We start from the raw sequence: 16532 nt of genomic DNA, 5'->3' as shown, positions 1-16532 counted from the left end.
AAGAACTCAATTATCATGCCATTCATATACTACGGCCAGGGCGTGGCCGACTGGTACGACGACTTTTTGGAGCGCCTGGTTTCCCATCTCGCCCTTGAAGGAACCGAGATCACCGACGAAAAACGGAACGACCAGACCGCCACCATGGGCGTCAAAAGAACCGGCGAGCAGGGTACCCTGCTGGTGATGCCGTCGGGGAAAGACGTGAAGGTCACCTACACCGTCATCCGCGAGAAAAAAGAGGTCGCCCGCGGCCTGATGGGAGGTCTTGTCGGCGCCGGCGTCGGGAGTGTCCTCGGCGGCATCCTCCGCCGCGACGACGGGAGCATCACCGACGCCCTCGGCGGGGCCGCCGCCGGCGGGGCGTACGAGGCCTACCACGGATATGAGGAGTCACGAGAGGACAGGACCGCCTTCGCCGCCCTCGTCGCAGAGAAGGTCAAGGAGGTGGAAGACGAGATCTGGGAGATCAAAAATGCCCAAGCCGAGGCGCAGGAGGCGAACCGCGAACGCGCCAGAGAGAGGCGGGCCGAGGTCGAGGCCGAGGAGGACGAGATCCGCACCGAACTCGAGGAGATCTCCGGGGACCTGCTGACGCTCAGCGAGGAGATCGACCTTCTCGAGGAGGACGGCCAGAAGGGGAAGGGCAGGAAGGTGCGAGCACGGGCCGACCGGGCCGAACGCCTCTTTGCCGAGGCCGAAGAGGCGTGCGACACCGGCGAGTACAGGACGGCCAGGTCAAAAATCCGGGCGGCACGCTCGATGATCGAAGGGGCGATGGCGACCCTCGATGATGAATAGACGGCACGATACCGATCGGTCAGTTCCGTGGCCCGAAGCGACAACGGAACAGGGTGCGGCGAACACAAAACAGAAAAGGATATGAGAATGAGAGGGCCCCGCCTGTTCATTCCTTCTTTTCGCGGCCCTTCCGTGCCTTCTCGGCAACCTCATTGACGGCACGCTCCAGCGCCGACCCGGCGTCCCGTGCCTTCTTCTCCAGGTGGCCGCGTCCCTCCTCGGTGAGGAAGAGGTGACGACCGAGTGCGGTCACGTCTCCAACCGCCCGACGCACCGACTTCGAGGCCTCGTCGATGAGGTCGTCCACCGAGGGTGCCGATGGTGCTGCGGGTGCCGGTTCCTCATATTCGACCCACCGCCCCTTCTCAAAGTGTCCTTCTTTCTGAGTCATCGAATAGATCTTTTCCGCGCCTGAGGGAAATACCCTTGCCGGGCCGTCAGTCCGGTCACCGGGCCGGGCCATAGAGACGAGCCCATAGAACCCGAATTCAAGACTCTGCATAATTGAGCATGAGGGAAAAGCATGCCTCAAGCATACGGAATGAAAAATCCTGGTGGTCTCCGGTGTGTGGATCCTTGTTCTCTCTTCGGAGCAGAACACCACATGGGATCACCACTTCATTGCCGCCCTCAATCGTAGAACTTTTCCCACAATCTCACACCGGGGGGGGGCGAGTGCCCCCCTGATCCCCCTCGACAAGGACAGGCAAAGGCGGCAGTTGAGTGGTGTTCCCACCTGGTGTCCCGCTCCGAGGGAGGAGCACGGATCCACGCACACCCCATAAACCCACAAGAATGTTCATCACGTATGCTTGAGCCCGAGTGTCATACCCGATTCAACAGAGCCATTTAATCTCAAATTTACAAACGCTCCGCAGAGCATAGAAATATATACCGACCCGTCAGAGTGCCATCAGATGGAACAAAATATCGAGGTCTGTGGAATGATCTGTACGGACTGCAACCATTTTTCGGAATGTGGAGGGTGCGAAGCGGTTCGAGGCAGGCCATTCTGGACGGCATATGTCGGAGCCGAAGAGTGCCCGATCTATGGATGTTGTGTGGGGGAGCGGCATCTCGAACACTGCGGACAGTGCCCGGAACTCGTTTGTGAGCGGTTCACACGTTTCAAGAATCCCGAGATGACCGATGAAGAGGCCGCCGCCGCCCTCGACGCGACGAAGAGCCGGCTCCTCACCAGGAGGAGAGAAGAATAAAAGTTATGGGGTCGGCAGACTCCAACCGGATCATTCTTCCTATTCGCGGCCCTGCCGCATCTTTCCAACCACTCCGATGATGGCACGCTCCAGTGTCACCCTGCGTATCAACTTCGGGGCCCCATCAATGAGATCGTCCCTCGAAGGTGCCGACGGTGTATCAGACGCCGGTTCCTCATCCTCAACCCCTGTCCCTTCTCAAAGTGTCCTTCTTTCTGAGTCACCGACACGATCATTTTACTTCCAGGGTCACCATCATCTCTCACCCTTCACGACGTTGGGGACAGAAGCACCGAACAAACCCTCAGGAACAGCCCCAATAAAAAAAATGCATACAATACCGATATGCCATCACAAATATACAAAAATTATAATGCTCATGGCAGGTACATGCTCAATAACATGGCACGCCGCCGGCGGTGCAGCACCCCTCCCACCATAATCCAATCAAGCACCCGAGAGAAACACTAACCAGGATAGCCTATTCTTCAGCGCCCCTCCGGCCGTACCGTCTGGTGATATGCATATGGGCAGAGATCCTCTGAAACTGGCCGTCCTCTCGGCCTGGGCCGCGGCCGGCGGGCTCTTCGTGGTAGGCGGGGCAGGATACATACTCACCGGCAATATCTCTCGGTACCTGGACCATCTGCACGCCCTCTCGGTGGTCGTCCTCCTCCTGGCAGGCTTCACCCTTCTGGTCTATACTCTCTTCGGGCTCAGGGCATGGCTGGACCGTCGTCACCGCGAGAGGATCGGGATGAACCGGGAGTTCGCCGACCTGAAGCGCTCGGTCGACGAGATCAGAAATAAAGTCGAGAAGATCGAGGGAAGACCCGACGACGGGACCGAATGAAACGGCCCATCGGGCCGTGTAGAATCGATCAATGAGTCGAGAGCATGTCTCAAGCATACTGGATGAAAATTCTAGGGGGTTATCAGTGTGTGGATCCTTGCTCCGCCTTTGAAGCTGGACACCGTATCTTCCAGATGCCCTGTCGCAAGGAATGAGGCCATCCACACCCTGAAGCACTGCTCAGAGCAATTTTCATCAGGTATACCTGAGCCCAAAAGGCTCATGCCCGATTTTATAGAGCCAGAATTTCAGCTCTGTAGAATTTTTCATGAGGCGAGCGCCCGCCTCAAGCATACGCGATGAAAATATCAGATCAGATCTGGATCGGTTCGTGACCCTCATCCGTGCGTTCGAGGAGCGAATCAAAGTCGAGCGTCATGCCGCCCCTCGGCTATCTTCGTCCGTGGGGGTCCGGGGGTGAAACCCCCGGTGCGAGATACCGGTGAAGATTCGACGGGAGGGGGCGGCCCCTCGGATCGACGTGCCTTCCTCCATCATACGCGCCGGGGGCGCTGCCCCCGGACCCCGGTGATGAATATAGGGGCGGGAAGGCAGAGGCCTGATCATTCATGAGATGCATCTGCAATCTGCATATCAGTCCTGAAGGCGTTTATGGAACACCTGAAGATAGGATCTTCAGGATCATTTTCATAGTAATTCCTCTAGACAGTCATCTCTGCGGGGGTTGGCCGCCCCCCGGACCCCGCGCGAAGATAGGCGGGGGCGGCGAGTAAACACGATCCTCACCGATTCTCCTGTCTTGAAAAAGAGCGATCAAACAACGGAAAATGTTCCTCTGGTATGTTTGAGGGGTGTCCTCGCTTCATGCCGGATTCTACAGAGCCCAATGTTCATCACATAGGCGTGAACCCGGGGTTCACGTCCGTTTCTCCAGAACTGCTCACTGGATATTCGCGAGCCGCCCCTTTACCTCTTCAAGACTGCAGTGCTTCAACTCCATCAGGGCCGAGAGGACAGCGTCTGAGAAGATGAGGGCGGCTGTCTCGTACAATGTCCCGAACGGAGCAAACGCCGGAGAGACCGACCGATACTCTCCGGTGAGCTGACGGACCTCGTACTGCCCCGAATCAACCTGGATCGGTGGGGCCGAGGCGCCCAGGTCCACGACACAGTCGGCCATGCGCCCGAGCTGCGAATCAGGGGTGGCCGTAATCAGACAGATCCGGCCTTCGAGTTCCTGGGCTGTCTCACAGAAGTCGACGACCGACGTCGTCTCTCCCGATCCCGAGAAAGCGACAAGGGTGTCCCCCTTCCCCAGCGCCGGGGTGATCGTCTCCCCGACCACATAGGCCTCCACCCCCAGATGGCAGAGCCGCATCGCAAACGCCCGGGCCACCAGCCCAGACCGGCCCGCACCGACCACATAGATCCGGCGCGCCGCAAGGAGGTGGTCGATGAAACCCGACGCCTGCTCCTGGTCCAGGCCTCGGGCCGTCTCGGCAACTTTCTCAGAGGTCAGGAGCATCAGGTCGACGATGCTGTAGCACTCCTCTACCATAGTGGAACTTGGAGCATAACGGTACATCATCCTGTCGGTCTGGCTCCGACGGGTTCATGCCGCCATCTCAGCCTCTTTCTTCTTCTTTTTCTCCTGATAATCCTCGATCGCTTCGTGCAGGGCGTCGGCCGCAAGGTTGGAACAGTGCATCTTCACCGGCGGCAGCCCCTCCAGTTCGTCGGCGACGTCCTGGCGGGTGATCGCCAGCGCCTCGTCCAGGTGCTTGCCCATCGCGAGTTCGGTGACCATGCTCGCCGTCGCGATCGCAGAGCCGCATCCGAAGGTCTTGAACTTGATATCGGTGATCACGTCGTCCTCGACCTTGATGGTGACCTGCATCAGGTCGCCGCAGACCGGGTTGCCCACCAGCCCGAGACCATCGGCATTCTCGACCTCGCCCACGTTCCTCGGGTTCATGAAGTGGTCCATGACCCGCTTCGAGTAGCCAATCTGTGGCCTGTCCTCCATATCTTCCACCTCTGAATTATAACGGGGAGATCCCCCTGAGACGCCCCACCGTCTCACGCATCGCATCGGCGACATACTGCACGTCGGCGACGGTGTTCGACCGTCCCAAGGTCATCACCACCGAGCCATGCGCCTGTTCGTGGGTCAGCCCGATCGCAAGCAGGACGTGGGAGGGTTCCAGCGTCCTGGACGAGCAGGCCGACCCGGTCGCCACCTGGATGTCGAAGAAGGTGTCCAGGTTCAGGAGGATGCTCTCCCCCTCGATCCTGCTGAACCTGAAACTCGCGTGATGCGGGAGGCGGGCGGTCGGGTGGCCGGTGAGCGCCGCCTCCTCGATCTCCAGGACTTCCCTGATCAGGCGGTCGCGGATCGCCTGCTCCCGCGCCATCTCCTCGGCCATCTCCTCTGCCGCAAGCCGCGCCGCCTCGCCCATCCCGGCGATGGCAAAGACGTTCTCGGTCCCTGACCGCAGCCCCCGCTCCTGCCCGCCGCCCGGCATCACCGACTGCACCTTCACCCCCGGCCCGACGTACAGCGCCGCCGCGCCCCGCGGCCCGCCCAGGTCGTTTCCGGAGAGGGTCAGGAGATCGATCCCGTCCTCCTGCACATCGATCAAAACCCGACCGGCCGCGGCGGTGGCGTTCACATGGAGATACGCCCCCGCCCCATGCACCAGCCTGCTCACCTCGCGCATCGGTTCGACCGTCCCGATCTCGTCGTTCGCGTAATTCACCGAGACCAGAACGGTCTCGGGCGTGAGTTCTGCCTCCAGGGCGGCCAGGTCGACCGTCCCGTAGCGGTCGACCGGGATGAACCCCAGTTCAAACCCCTGTTTCTGGAGATCTTTGGCCGGGTTCATCACCGAGATATGCTCGACCGCACTGACAAGAACCTTCTTCCCCTTCTTCCGGTTTCGCAGTGCCGTCCCTCTGATCGCCAGGTTATTCGACTCGGTCGCACTCCCGGTGAAGACGATCTTCCGCTGGTCCGCCGCACGGATCAGGGCCGCGACCTGCCCCCTGGCCGCCTCCACCGCCCGCCGCACCGAGAGCCCGCGGTCATACAGGGAAGAGGGGTTGCCGAACTCCTCCTCCAGGTACCGCCTGGCAAAGGCAAGGACACGTGGGTCCACCGGCATCGCCGACGCGTGGTCCAGGTAGACCATTGCTTCCACCCCCCCTTAGAAGGTCAGGACCGCCTCGGCCTCCAGGGCCAGGTCGTTGAGCGTCGCCCCGCCGGCGATCACTCCCTCGGGGATGAACTCGCCCCTCGGGATCCCGAGCAGCTGCGTGCTCTGCTCGCAGATATAGACCTTCACCCCGGCATCGAGCGCCTGCCGCATCACCTCGGCCAGCGGCGGGAAGGCCCCGACCCCGACCTTCTCGGCCTCACCCTGCTTGACGACCATCACCCCCTTGATCATAAAGAAGATTGCCGCCTCGTCCCCCATGTTCACCGCCGTCGCCCCGAGGATGAACGGGGCGTACAGCCGTTCCGGCGTATCGGGTCCGCTCGTCTGGACATACAGTATCTTCGCCATCTCACCACCTCACGTCGTCCTCCTGATATAGAAGGTCAGGATCCCCTCCTCCTTCTCAAAACGAACAATCTCGTGTCCGGTCCGCTTCGCCCAGCGGGTGATGTCCTCTTCAGCCGCCGGGTCGTCGGCCTCGACCTTCAACACCTCTCCGACGGCGACCTTCTCGATCTCCTCTTTCGTTCGTGCAATCGGTTCCGGGCAGAAGAGCCCGACACAGTCCAGTTCCCGTGCCGGAACCTCCTCATCGATCAATCGCACTCACCTCTCGAACAGACATACCCTGAAATCATCTCAGTCCGGCCCCCCCGGTCTGCTGGGCATGGGTTGCCGCGGCGGATAAACCTAACTCAAAAGGGAGCGTGCGGGATCAGAGGGAGTGAAGGAGTGATGATCGGATGGCTGTTGGAAGAGAGAGGATCAGGATCACAGCCAGGAAAATCTCGCTCCTCTCTTCATGCCAGGGTTCAGGGGGCAACGCACCCGGTGTGAGTGGTGGAGGGTGCGATGATCTGAGATGTCGCCGCCTCCCATCGCCGGATCTCTCCTGTCCCGGGTATACCGTCCCCTCTCGCACGAACTGTCCTGCCATCTCGCGAGAAGATAGGGCGGGAGACGGCATGAGGCGCGTGATCCCTCCGAAAAAAGATCAGCCCTCTCCCGTCCCGGGTCTATCTTTGGGGTCATGAAAACAGGACAGCGTCATGATCAAACCATGCCGTCCCCTCATCATCTGATCTTTCCTGCCGTTTCGCGAGAGGATAGGGCGGGGGACGGCAACAAAGATTGACCTTCCCCGTCCGGTTCAATCCTCGGGGTCATGAAAACAGGACAGCGTCATGATCAAACCATGCCGTCCCCTCATCATCTGATCTTTCCTGCCGTTTCGCGAGAGGATAGAGCGGGGGACGGCAACAAAGATCGACCTTCTCCCGTCCGGGTTCTATCCCCGGGGTCATGACGACAGGACGGCGTGATGATCGACCATGCCGCTCCCCATCACCGAATATTCCCGCCGTCTCATGAGATCCTCCGCCCCGGTGAAAAAGACGTGAACCCGATCCTCCGCGCCTGACAGAGGCCGCTCTGAAAAAAGATAGTGGGAGTCTCACACCGGGACGGCGTACTTCTTCTCGAGCCTGTTCGCGACCAGGGTGGTGACCGTGACCAGGAAGAGATAGACGATACCGACCACGATGAAGGTCTCGTTGAAGGTGAAGTACTTTGTCGCCACCAGTTTGCCCGCACCGGTCAGTTCGATGACCGTGATCATGTAGGCAAGCGAGGAGTATTTGATGAGATAGATGAACTCGTTGGTCAGTCCGGGAATGGCACGGCGGAGCGCCTGCGGGAGGACGATGTAGCGGATCCCCTGGGAGCGGGTCATCCCGAGTGCCTGGGACGCGGTCATCTGCCCTTCCTTCACCGAGAGGAGCGCACCTCTGATGTACTCGGAGCTGTATGCCCCATTACAGAAGATAAAACCGACCACCGCCGCCCACTCGGCCGACGGGAACCTGATCCCGATCGACGGCATCCCGAAGTACAGGATAAAGAGCAGGAGGAGGAGGGGCGTCCCCTTGACAAAGGTGACAAAGGCCTTGCAGGGGAACGAGACCCACCGGTCCCCATAGGTCCTGCCGACCGCAAGACCGATTCCCAGAAGAAAACCGAACGGAGCCGCCGCTGCAATGAGGAGGAGGGTGACCAGGACACCCTCCCAGAGGGCGGGGAGGAGAACTGTCGTCAGGAATACTATATCGTCCATCGTCTCGCCACGTCAGTCTTCGTCGAAGTCCTGGAACGATCCGATGAACTCGCGTGTGCGGGTGAAGGTCGGACTGGTCATGAGGTCGTCGGGGGATCCCTGCTCCTGGACCTTGCCGTGCTCCATGAAGACGATCTTGTTCGCAACCGAGCGGGCAAAACTCATCTCGTGCGTCACCACCAGCATCGTCATGCCCTGCCGGGCGAGCGCCTTCATCACCTCGAGCACCTCACGGGTCAGTTCGGGATCGAGGGCGGAGGTCGGTTCGTCGAAGAGGATCACGTCCGGGTCCATCGCCAGCGCACGCGCGATCGAGACGCGCTGCGCCTGACCGCCCGAGAGTTCGGCAGGATAGTTCTCCGCCCAGTCCTCCATCCCGACACGACGCAGTTCCGCAAGCGCTTTCTCGCGGGCGGCGGCGGGGTCCATCTTCTTCACCTTCAACAGCGCGATCTCAACGTTTCGGAGCGCCGTCAGGTGATCGAAGAGGTAGAAGTTCTGGAAGACCATCCCGATCTTCTGACGGAAATAGTTGATCCGTGCACCGGAGTGCGTCACCTCTTCACCGTGCAGGTACACCCGTCCTGCATCCGGTTCGGTCAACTGGTTGATGCACCGCAGCAGCGTGCTCTTCCCGGTCCCGGAAGGACCGATGAAGACGATCGTCTCCCCTTTCTTCACCTCGAAGGAGACACCGCGGAGCACCTCCCGCTCACCATACTTCTTATGAATATCCTCGACCCGGAGGATGCAATCCTCTGAACTCATCTCTTCACACACCTCCCTGTCCAAATCCAGGGATACTGATCCTCTTCTCCAGAATGTGCAGTCCCTTCATCCCTGCATAGTTGAGGAGAATATAGATCCCGGCGGCAGCCAGATAGATCGGCATCGCGATATAGGTCTGAGCCACAATATGCGTCGTCCGTGTCAGGATCTCGGCCACGCCGATCGCATAACAGACCGAAGTATCGGTCAGCACCGTCGGGTATTCGTTCGACCATCCCGGCAGAGCGATCCGTACCGCCTGCGGGAGAATGATGCTCCGGATCGCCTGCATCCGGGTCATCCCGAGCGACCGGGCGGCGATCATCTGCCCCTCGCTGATCGAGAGGATGGCGCCACGGAAGATCTGAGACTGGTACGCCGCCCCCCTCAGTCCCAGCACGACGACAGCGACGAGGAACGGCGAGATGTCGAGGTTCAAGGTGGGGAATATCCCGAAGAAGAAGAGGAACAGGAGCACGAGGACCGGCAGACCTCTAAAAAACCAGACATATACCGATATGACACTCTGGAGAACCCGACTCCCATAGATCTGGCCGAGCGCCATAGGGAGGCCGAAGAGCAGCCCCAGACTGAGGGAGGCAAGCACCAGAGCAAGGGTCTGGACGATTCCTTCAAAGAGATACGGGAACCAGTCCACCAGGATAGTTATAACATCCATGTTCAGTCCCTATGGCCACACAAAGGAGCGGCCACATTCTATGTGTTCACCAGGAATACAGTATTTCATGGTTATCCTGCATTTCAGAAAAGGTTTGGGGTTTAACCCCTTACCCAGCCAGATGCAAAGCATCCGGAACAGAGCGGCCGCTCAGAGCATCTCGTACTTCTTGAGAAGCTCCTCCCACGTCGGGGAGGCCATCAATTCGCCCAGACCTTCGTTGACGGTCGCGAGGAGTTTGTTATCCTCCTTGCGGATAGCCACACCATAGTTCTCGCCGGTGTAGATCTCACCTACGATATGGAGAGGCAGACCCTGGATCGAGTTCATATGCGGGGGCTTGTCGTAGATCGTCGCATCGACCTGCCGGTTGTTCAGGGCAGTGACGGCGATCGGGAAGCTGTCAAAGTACTTCAGGTTCTCCTTGGGTATGATGCCTTTCTCGATGAGGTTCTGCTCCACCCAGTACGCACCGGTCGTCCCACGCTGGGCGCCGATCACGGCCTTGCCCGCCATGATGTCGTCCATCGTAAGTCCGGAGTCATCATGGACGGCAAAGGACTGGTTGATCGTCAGATACGGCACGGAGAAGTTCACCTTCTCGAGACGCTCCGGCGTGATGGTCATGCCTGAGTAGACCATATCGATCTTGCCCTGCTGGAGCGCGGGGATGATGCCGTCCCAGTCCATGCCTTTGATCTCGACCTTGAAACCTTTCTTCTCGGCGATCCACTGGATCGACTCGACGTCAAGCCCGGTGATCGTTCCGTCCTTCTCCATATAGGCATATGGAGGATATGCTGAGTCGACACCGACAATGTACGTGGGGACATTGTCGGAGCCGCCAGCGTCCTGACCCTGGTCGGCCGGGGCCTCGCTCCCTGTACACCCTGCAAAGCAGACTGCAAAGGCAAGTATGAGGACCAGCAGACCACCACCCAACTTCATGTTCATTCATAGAAAATTTGGGTCGGCCCTGATATATCTTTTATGAATTGTGAAACGGAGAGCCAGGAAAGAAAAGACCAGGATCTTCGGATGAATAGAGATACAATGGCTGTTTCGAACCATGCATAGGCCAGGAGCGCCCATGATCATTCATCCGGATCAGGCTGTGTAGAATTGGGCATGAGCCTGAGGCTCAAGCATACGCGAGGAACATTGCTCGTCGTTTGATCTCCCATATTCAGACAGAAAAATCGGTGGAGACCTCAATCCACCGCCGCCCCGCCCCTCTTCGTCGTGGGGGTCCGGGCGTGAAACCCCCGGCGCGATACGGCGGGAAAGAATCTGCGTGTCTTCTATGTTTCAAATCCGTGCGGGAGTGCGGCGTGGAAAAATCTTCATTCACCACTACAGAACCGATCTCCGGGATCATCTTCATGGTAATTCACCATGGACCCCGGGCTCATGCCCGATTCAACAGAAATGATTTCTACAGGGCCCTGAAATAAAAAAATTATTCAGAGGCCTGTTCGTCCACGTCTACGCCTTCATGGTTCCGGTAGACAAAGGCGAGGACCACCGCAACAAGCGGGAGGACGACGACCTCGGCCCACCCGAGCAGGTTGGCCGCGAGCGGGTAGTCGCCATAGGGATCGGCGATCCCGTCGATGACGTTGATGATCAGGGCCAGGCCCAGGAAGAGGGGGATGACGACCCAGATACAGACGTCCCACCAGCGCCCGACCTTCCAGTCAGAGAACCGGTTGACGAACTCGCGCAGCTTCGGAGCGCCATAGACATAACCGATAACGGCCGCCTCGGCAAACCCGACCAGGAGGATCAGGAAGTTGTTGACATAGTGGTCGATGATATCAAGCCAGAGGATACCGGCATCGGTCATATAAATGAGACTGACAGCAAAGGCGGCGATGCAGATCGCACCGGTGAGAACCCAGCGTTCGGCCCGGACGTAATCAGTAAGACTGGCGCTCACCGCCTGCACCAGGGAGAAGGCCGAACCGACCCCGAGGGTGATGAGCATCGCAAAGAAGAGGACGCCGAAGAGTTGGGGAAGGACCGGGAGCGCACTGATAACCGCAGGATAGGTCACGAACGCCAGTTCGATCCCGCCCCTGACCACTTCGGTCACCGAGACGCCGTGAGTGAAGGCAAGATAGCCAAGGGTGGAGAAGACCGCGATACCGGCAAAGATCGAGGTGAAACAGTCGGCGATGGCGATGAACACCGCGTTCTTCACCACATCGGACTTCTCGCCGAGGAACCGGGAGTAGGCGATGATGATCGCCATCCCGATCGACATCGAGTAGAAGACCTGGCCGTAGGCGGCGATCCAGACACCGGGATCCAGGAGGGCCGAGAAGTTGGGGGTCAGATAGTAGGCAAGCCCGTCCATCGCGCCCGGCAGGGTAATCCCCCTGAGCACGAAGATGATGATCAACAGCCAGGGGACGACGACGGTGACCCAGACCATCTTCTCGACCGACCTGACGCCCTTGAAGATGGAGAGATAGATCCAGATCCAGGCGAGAATTGCACCGGCAAGGACCATCAGGTTCAGGCCGCTGATGGAGAAGAACCCGTCAGAGAGCTGGAGAAAGTCGTCGTAGAAGAACGCACTCGGGTCACTGCCCCAGGCAAGACTGAAGGAAAAGCCCAGATAGTCAAAACTCCATGCCACGATCACCGAATAGTACGTGACGATCAGGAACGCAACCAGGACGGCGGCCCATCCGATCACACTGTACCCTCTGCCCAGGAGACGTTTGAATGCCAGCGGCGGACCAGAACGGGTCTTATACCCGACCCCGGTTTCCAGGATGAGGAGAGGGATACCGACGGTAAACAGCGCAAGCAGGTAGGGAATGAGGAACGCACCGCCACCGTTCTCATACGCAACGTACGGGAAACGCCAGAGGTTTCCCAGGCCGATCGCCGAACTGACAACGGTGAGAATGAACATTTTTCGGGCTCTGTAGAATCGGGCATGAACCCCGGGCTCAAGCATACGGGATGAAAATTTTCTGAGCTGCGCTACGGCGTGTGGGCGGGACCCCAATCCTCGCGACAGGACCTTTGAAAGATCTGGTTTCATCGCCGTCCCCCGGCTATCCTCGTCGTGGGGGTCCGGGGGGTTCCCCCCGGCGCGAGATTGCGGGAAAGATTTGACGATTTGGGACGCCCGATCCATCAGAGGAATTTTCTATCCTCCGTGTATCGGCTTCAACGGGATATGACGAGTTCAAACTCTCATGCAAACCTGAAGAGAGGATAGTCGGGATCATTTTCATGGTAAACCATCCTCTTTTCATCATCTCAACCCCCCTGTGAATTGAATCCATCGCCTTCCCTCATGTTCACGCCGGGGGCTCCGCCCCCGGACCCCCATGATGAAGATAGGTTCGGGAAGGTGGAGAAATGACCATGAAAAGGGGGTTTCAGTTCCCCGCCTATCTTCGCGCGGGGGGTTCGGGGGGCGGCAAGCCCCCCGTCGAAGAGAACCATCAAGATGATTTCTACAAAGCCATTTTTCGAGAACTCCAACGCTGATCTTCTGCCATAATACTGAAAAAACGTTTCCTGAGAGTTCAGATTAATGATTTGGTCACAAATTATCATTGAATTCTCTCAGAAGAGCAGATCAATCTGGATTTACGGGGTATACCCCGGTCCCTTCAGAATTATAGTTAGAGTTGTATAATTGGCCCATTCTGGCCGAAAATTGGGAGAGAGCGCCGGATATTCTCAGGACGTGACCATGCCCGGGATGGCGGTCCGCTTCTCCAGCCAGTTGACGGCGATGGTGGCCCCGGTGACCATGATGAGATAGAATACCCCGACCATGGCGAATGCCTCGAAGAATACGAAATATTTGGACGCTATGTCGGCGCCCGCACCGGTCAGTTCGGGTACCGTGATGAGGTAGGCGAGGGACGAGTACTTGATGAGATAGATGAACTCGTTTGAGACCCCGGGGATCGCCCGGCGGAGCGCCTGCGGGAGGACGATGCTCCTGATCGCCTGGAGACGCGTCATCCCGAGCGCCTGGGCCGCGGTGATCTGCCCTTCCTTCACCGAGAGAAGGGCACCCCTGATATATTCGGAGTTGTAGGCCCCATTACAGAGGACAAAACCGATCACGGCCGCAACAAAGGGTTCGAAGACGATCCCGATCGACGGCAGGCCGAAGTACAGGATGAAGAGGAGGAGGAGGAGGGGCGTCCCCTTGAAGAAGATGACATAGAGTTTGCAGAGGAACGAGAGAAGCCTCCCGCCGTAGGTCCGGCCGACGGCGATGCCGGTGCCTAACAGGAACCCGAAGGGGGCCGAGAGGACGATCAACTGCAGGGAGATGATCGTCCCGCTCAGGAGGGCGGGGAGGAGGGTCTCAAGGAAAAAATCTGCTTCAGTCATCCTGCGTTCCAGTCAATGATTCGGTGAATGATCCGACGAACTCGCGTGTGCGGACGAACGCCGGACTGGTCATGAGTTCGTCGGGGGATCCCTGCTCCTGGACCTTGCCGTGCTCCATGAAGACGATCTTGTTCGCAACCGAGCGGGCAAAACTCATCTCGTGCGTCACCACCAGCATCGTCATGCCCTGCCGGGCGAGCGCCTTCATCACCTCGAGCACCTCACGGGTCAGTTCGGGGTCGAGGGCGGAGGTCGGTTCGTCGAAGAGGATCACGTCCGGGTCCATCGCCAGCGCACGCGCGATCGAGACGCGCTGCGCCTGACCGCCCGAGAGTTCGGCAGGATAGTTCTCCGCCCAGTCCTCCATCCCGACACGACGCAGTTCCGCAAGCGCCTTCTCACGCGCCGCAGCAGGGTCCATCTTCTTCACCTTCAGCAGCGCGATCTCCACGTTTTTGAGCGCCGTCAGGTGGTCGAAGAGGTAGAAGTTCTGGAAGACCATCCCGATCTTCTGCCGGAAATAGTTGATCCGTGCACCGGAGTGCGTCACCTCCTCCCCGTGCAGGAACACCCGCCCCGCGTCGGGCTCGGTCAACTGGTTGATGCACCGCAGCAGCGTGCTCTTCCCGGTCCCGGAAGGACCGATGAAGACGATCGTCTCCCCTTTCTTCACCTCGAAGGAGACACCGCGGAGCACCTCCCGCTCACCATACTTCTTATGAATATCCTCGACCCGGAGGATGCAATCCTCTGAACCCATATTTTTATGCTCCTTTTCCGAATCCCGGGATGCTGATCTTCTTCTCAACCCTGCCGAAGAGCCACATCCCGCCATAGTTGAGAAGGATGTACACGACCGCCGCCCCGACATAGACGGTCATCGGCTCGTAGGTCACCGAGACGATCTGGTCGGCCCGGAACAGGATCTCCATCACCCCGATCGCATAGCAGACCGCCGAGTCGGTGAGGAGGATCGGGTACTCGTTCGACCACCCGGGCAGGGCGATCCTCGCCGCCTGCGGCAGGATAATGCTCTTGATCGCCTGCCCCCTGCTCATCCCGAGCGACCTGGCGGCGGTCATCTGCCCCTCTCCCAGCGACTGGATCGCACCGCGGAAGATCTGCGACTGGTAGGCCCCTGATCTCAGTCCCAGGACGATGATGGCCACCACGAAGGGCGAGACGTCTCCAAGACCGATGAGCGGGAAGACTCCGAAGAAGAAGAGAAAGAGCAGCACCAGGTTCGGAAGCGCCCTGAAAAACCAGACATAGACCGATATAAGCCCTTTGACCGCCCTGGACCCATAGACATGGGCGACGGCCATCGGCAGCCCCATCAGGAGGCCCAGGCCGAGAGCGGCAAGGACGAGGACGAGCGTGACCACTATCCCTTCTACAAGATAGGGGAGCGACTGGGCGATCACCTCAAGGACACCGGTCACCTGCACTCACCACACCGCAGGGAACCCCGTCCAGTCCGAAACATGGGGGCTCGAATCACGTTTGATAAGAATTGAGCACCATCATTGAAAAAGGTAGAGGGGATGAAGAAGCGCAAGGGAGGCGCTTACTCCATCTCGTACTTCTGCTTGAGTTCGTCCCACTTCGGGGAGTTCATCAGTTTGTCCAGGCCCTCGTTGATGGTGGCACGCAGCTCGTTGTCCTCCTTGCGGACGGCCACGCCGTACTCCTCATCGGTCTGGATCTCACCGAGCATCACCAGGGGCTTGCCCTGGATGGATTCCTTGATCACCGGGACGTCGTACATCACCGCGTCGACCCGCTTGTTCTGGAGGTCGGTCAGGGCGAGCTGGACGTTCTTGTAGAGCTTGCGGTTGTCTTCGGAGAGCTTCCCGGTCTCGACGAGGTGCTGGTCGATCCAGGTGTGGGCGGTGCAGCCGCGCTGGACACCCATCACGACCTTGCCCTCCTTGACGTCCTCGATGGTGAGGTCGGAGCCCTCACGGACAGCGACAGCCTGGTTGACGATCCAGTAGGGCTTGGAGAAGTTCACCTTCTCGAGGCGTTCGGGGGAGATGGTCATGCCCGAGTAGACCATGTCGATCTTGCCCTGCTGGAGCGCGGGGATGATGCCGTCCCAGGCCATGGGTTTGATCTCGACTTCAAAGCCCATCTCGTCGGCGATCCACTGGATCGACTCGACATCAAAGCCGGTGGGCTTTCCATCAAGGGTCATCGAGGAGTACGGCGGATAGTCGCCGTCGATGCCCACGATGTACTTGGTCTTCTCGCCGGTCTGAGCAGCAGGGGTGGTCTCAGTGGCGTTCGTCTCAGCAGCAGGGGTGACTGCAGGAGTGGGTTCCGGCACATCGGGGGAAGTACCGGTGCATCCGCAGAGAGCAACCGCCAGAACGACGATCGCTGCAACAAAAGCGGTCAGGATCCTTTTGTCCATAAAATATGATCGGCCCACGACAATATATAGCCCTTGTGAAATGGGAACGTCCACGGGCGCAGGTTAACCGAAATGAGCGTAAGTTAAGGAGTTCTGATCGGCCGGGAGAGGGAGTGCCACCGCCCCCTC

General features: G+C 59.1%; 18 protein-coding genes. 3 read left to right on the top strand and 15 right to left on the bottom strand.

Annotation, left to right across the window (positions count from 1 at the left end):
- Window positions 1-15: 15 nt before the first annotated feature.
- On the top strand, window positions 16-801 hold the full coding sequence (locus E2N92_RS10190) for a hypothetical protein (RefSeq protein WP_220681065.1): 786 nt from the start codon (window positions 16-18) through the stop codon (window positions 799-801).
- 106 nt (window positions 802-907) lie between these two features.
- Here E2N92_RS10190 and E2N92_RS10185 read toward each other — a convergent pair whose 3' ends face one another.
- Window positions 908-1192, bottom strand: coding sequence for a hypothetical protein (locus tag E2N92_RS10185; protein WP_220681064.1), 285 nt, complete (start codon window positions 1190-1192; stop codon window positions 908-910).
- 526 nt (window positions 1193-1718) lie between these two features.
- Here E2N92_RS10185 and E2N92_RS10180 point away from each other — a divergent pair.
- Entirely contained in the window at window positions 1719-2018 is a 300-nt protein-coding gene (locus E2N92_RS10180) for a DUF3795 domain-containing protein (RefSeq protein ID WP_220681063.1), read from the top strand.
- A 526-nt stretch (window positions 2019-2544) separates the two neighbouring features.
- Window positions 2545-2871 carry a hypothetical protein gene (locus E2N92_RS10175; protein WP_220681062.1) on the top strand — a complete coding sequence of 109 codons (327 nt, stop codon included), beginning with the start codon at window positions 2545-2547 and terminating at the stop codon, window positions 2869-2871.
- Between the two features lie 901 nt (window positions 2872-3772).
- On the opposite strand, the gene hxlB is transcribed toward E2N92_RS10175, so the two are convergent.
- From hxlB to E2N92_RS10105, 14 genes are all read right to left on the bottom strand, one after another.
- Window positions 3773-4390, bottom strand: coding sequence for a 6-phospho-3-hexuloisomerase (hxlB, locus tag E2N92_RS10170; RefSeq protein ID WP_220681061.1), 618 nt, complete (start codon window positions 4388-4390; stop codon window positions 3773-3775).
- A 54-nt stretch (window positions 4391-4444) separates the two neighbouring features.
- Window positions 4445-4858: a Fe-S cluster assembly scaffold protein NifU gene (nifU, locus tag E2N92_RS10165; RefSeq protein ID WP_220681060.1), complete on the bottom strand. Its 414-nt coding sequence runs from the start codon at window positions 4856-4858 to the stop codon at window positions 4445-4447.
- Between the two features lie 16 nt (window positions 4859-4874).
- Window positions 4875-6023 carry a cysteine desulfurase family protein gene (locus tag E2N92_RS10160; RefSeq protein ID WP_220681059.1) on the bottom strand — a complete coding sequence of 383 codons (1149 nt, stop codon included), beginning with the start codon at window positions 6021-6023 and terminating at the stop codon, window positions 4875-4877.
- A 15-nt stretch (window positions 6024-6038) separates the two neighbouring features.
- Complete coding sequence (locus E2N92_RS10155) at window positions 6039-6398, bottom strand: DsrE family protein (RefSeq protein ID WP_220681058.1); 360 nt, start codon at window positions 6396-6398, stop codon at window positions 6039-6041.
- Window positions 6399-6407: 9 nt separating this feature from the next.
- Window positions 6408-6650: a sulfurtransferase TusA family protein gene (locus E2N92_RS10150; RefSeq protein WP_220681057.1), complete on the bottom strand. Its 243-nt coding sequence runs from the start codon at window positions 6648-6650 to the stop codon at window positions 6408-6410.
- 853 nt (window positions 6651-7503) lie between these two features.
- Window positions 7504-8163 (bottom strand): amino acid ABC transporter permease, encoded by a 660-nt coding sequence (locus E2N92_RS10145; RefSeq protein ID WP_220681056.1) that lies wholly within the window; start codon window positions 8161-8163, stop codon window positions 7504-7506.
- 12 nt (window positions 8164-8175) lie between these two features.
- Window positions 8176-8931: an amino acid ABC transporter ATP-binding protein gene (locus tag E2N92_RS10140; protein ID WP_220681055.1), complete on the bottom strand. Its 756-nt coding sequence runs from the start codon at window positions 8929-8931 to the stop codon at window positions 8176-8178.
- 4 nt (window positions 8932-8935) lie between these two features.
- On the bottom strand, window positions 8936-9610 hold the full coding sequence (locus tag E2N92_RS10135; protein ID WP_220681054.1) for an amino acid ABC transporter permease: 675 nt from the start codon (window positions 9608-9610) through the stop codon (window positions 8936-8938).
- A gap of 150 nt (window positions 9611-9760) precedes the next feature.
- A complete protein-coding gene (locus E2N92_RS10130; RefSeq protein WP_220681053.1) occupies window positions 9761-10564 on the bottom strand; it encodes an ABC transporter substrate-binding protein in 804 nt (267 codons plus the stop codon).
- Between the two features lie 505 nt (window positions 10565-11069).
- A complete protein-coding gene (locus E2N92_RS10125) occupies window positions 11070-12536 on the bottom strand; it encodes a sodium-dependent transporter (RefSeq protein ID WP_220681052.1) in 1467 nt (488 codons plus the stop codon).
- Between the two features lie 782 nt (window positions 12537-13318).
- Window positions 13319-13987, bottom strand: coding sequence for an amino acid ABC transporter permease (locus E2N92_RS10120; RefSeq protein WP_220681051.1), 669 nt, complete (start codon window positions 13985-13987; stop codon window positions 13319-13321).
- Window positions 13980-14747 (bottom strand): amino acid ABC transporter ATP-binding protein, encoded by a 768-nt coding sequence (locus tag E2N92_RS10115; protein ID WP_220681050.1) that lies wholly within the window; start codon window positions 14745-14747, stop codon window positions 13980-13982. Before E2N92_RS10115 ends, E2N92_RS10120 begins: the two co-directional genes overlap by 8 nt.
- A 4-nt stretch (window positions 14748-14751) precedes the next feature.
- On the bottom strand, window positions 14752-15429 hold the full coding sequence (locus E2N92_RS10110; RefSeq protein WP_220681049.1) for an amino acid ABC transporter permease: 678 nt from the start codon (window positions 15427-15429) through the stop codon (window positions 14752-14754).
- Window positions 15430-15554: 125 nt separating this feature from the next.
- Entirely contained in the window at window positions 15555-16403 is an 849-nt protein-coding gene (locus E2N92_RS10105) for an ABC transporter substrate-binding protein (RefSeq protein ID WP_220681048.1), read from the bottom strand.
- Between the last annotated feature and the right edge of the window lie 129 nt (window positions 16404-16532).

Origin of the sequence: Methanofollis formosanus (assembly GCF_019633745.1) — an archaeon.
GTDB lineage: Archaea > Halobacteriota > Methanomicrobia > Methanomicrobiales > Methanofollaceae > Methanofollis > Methanofollis formosanus.
This window is presented reverse-complemented; position numbering and strand designations above follow the sequence as displayed.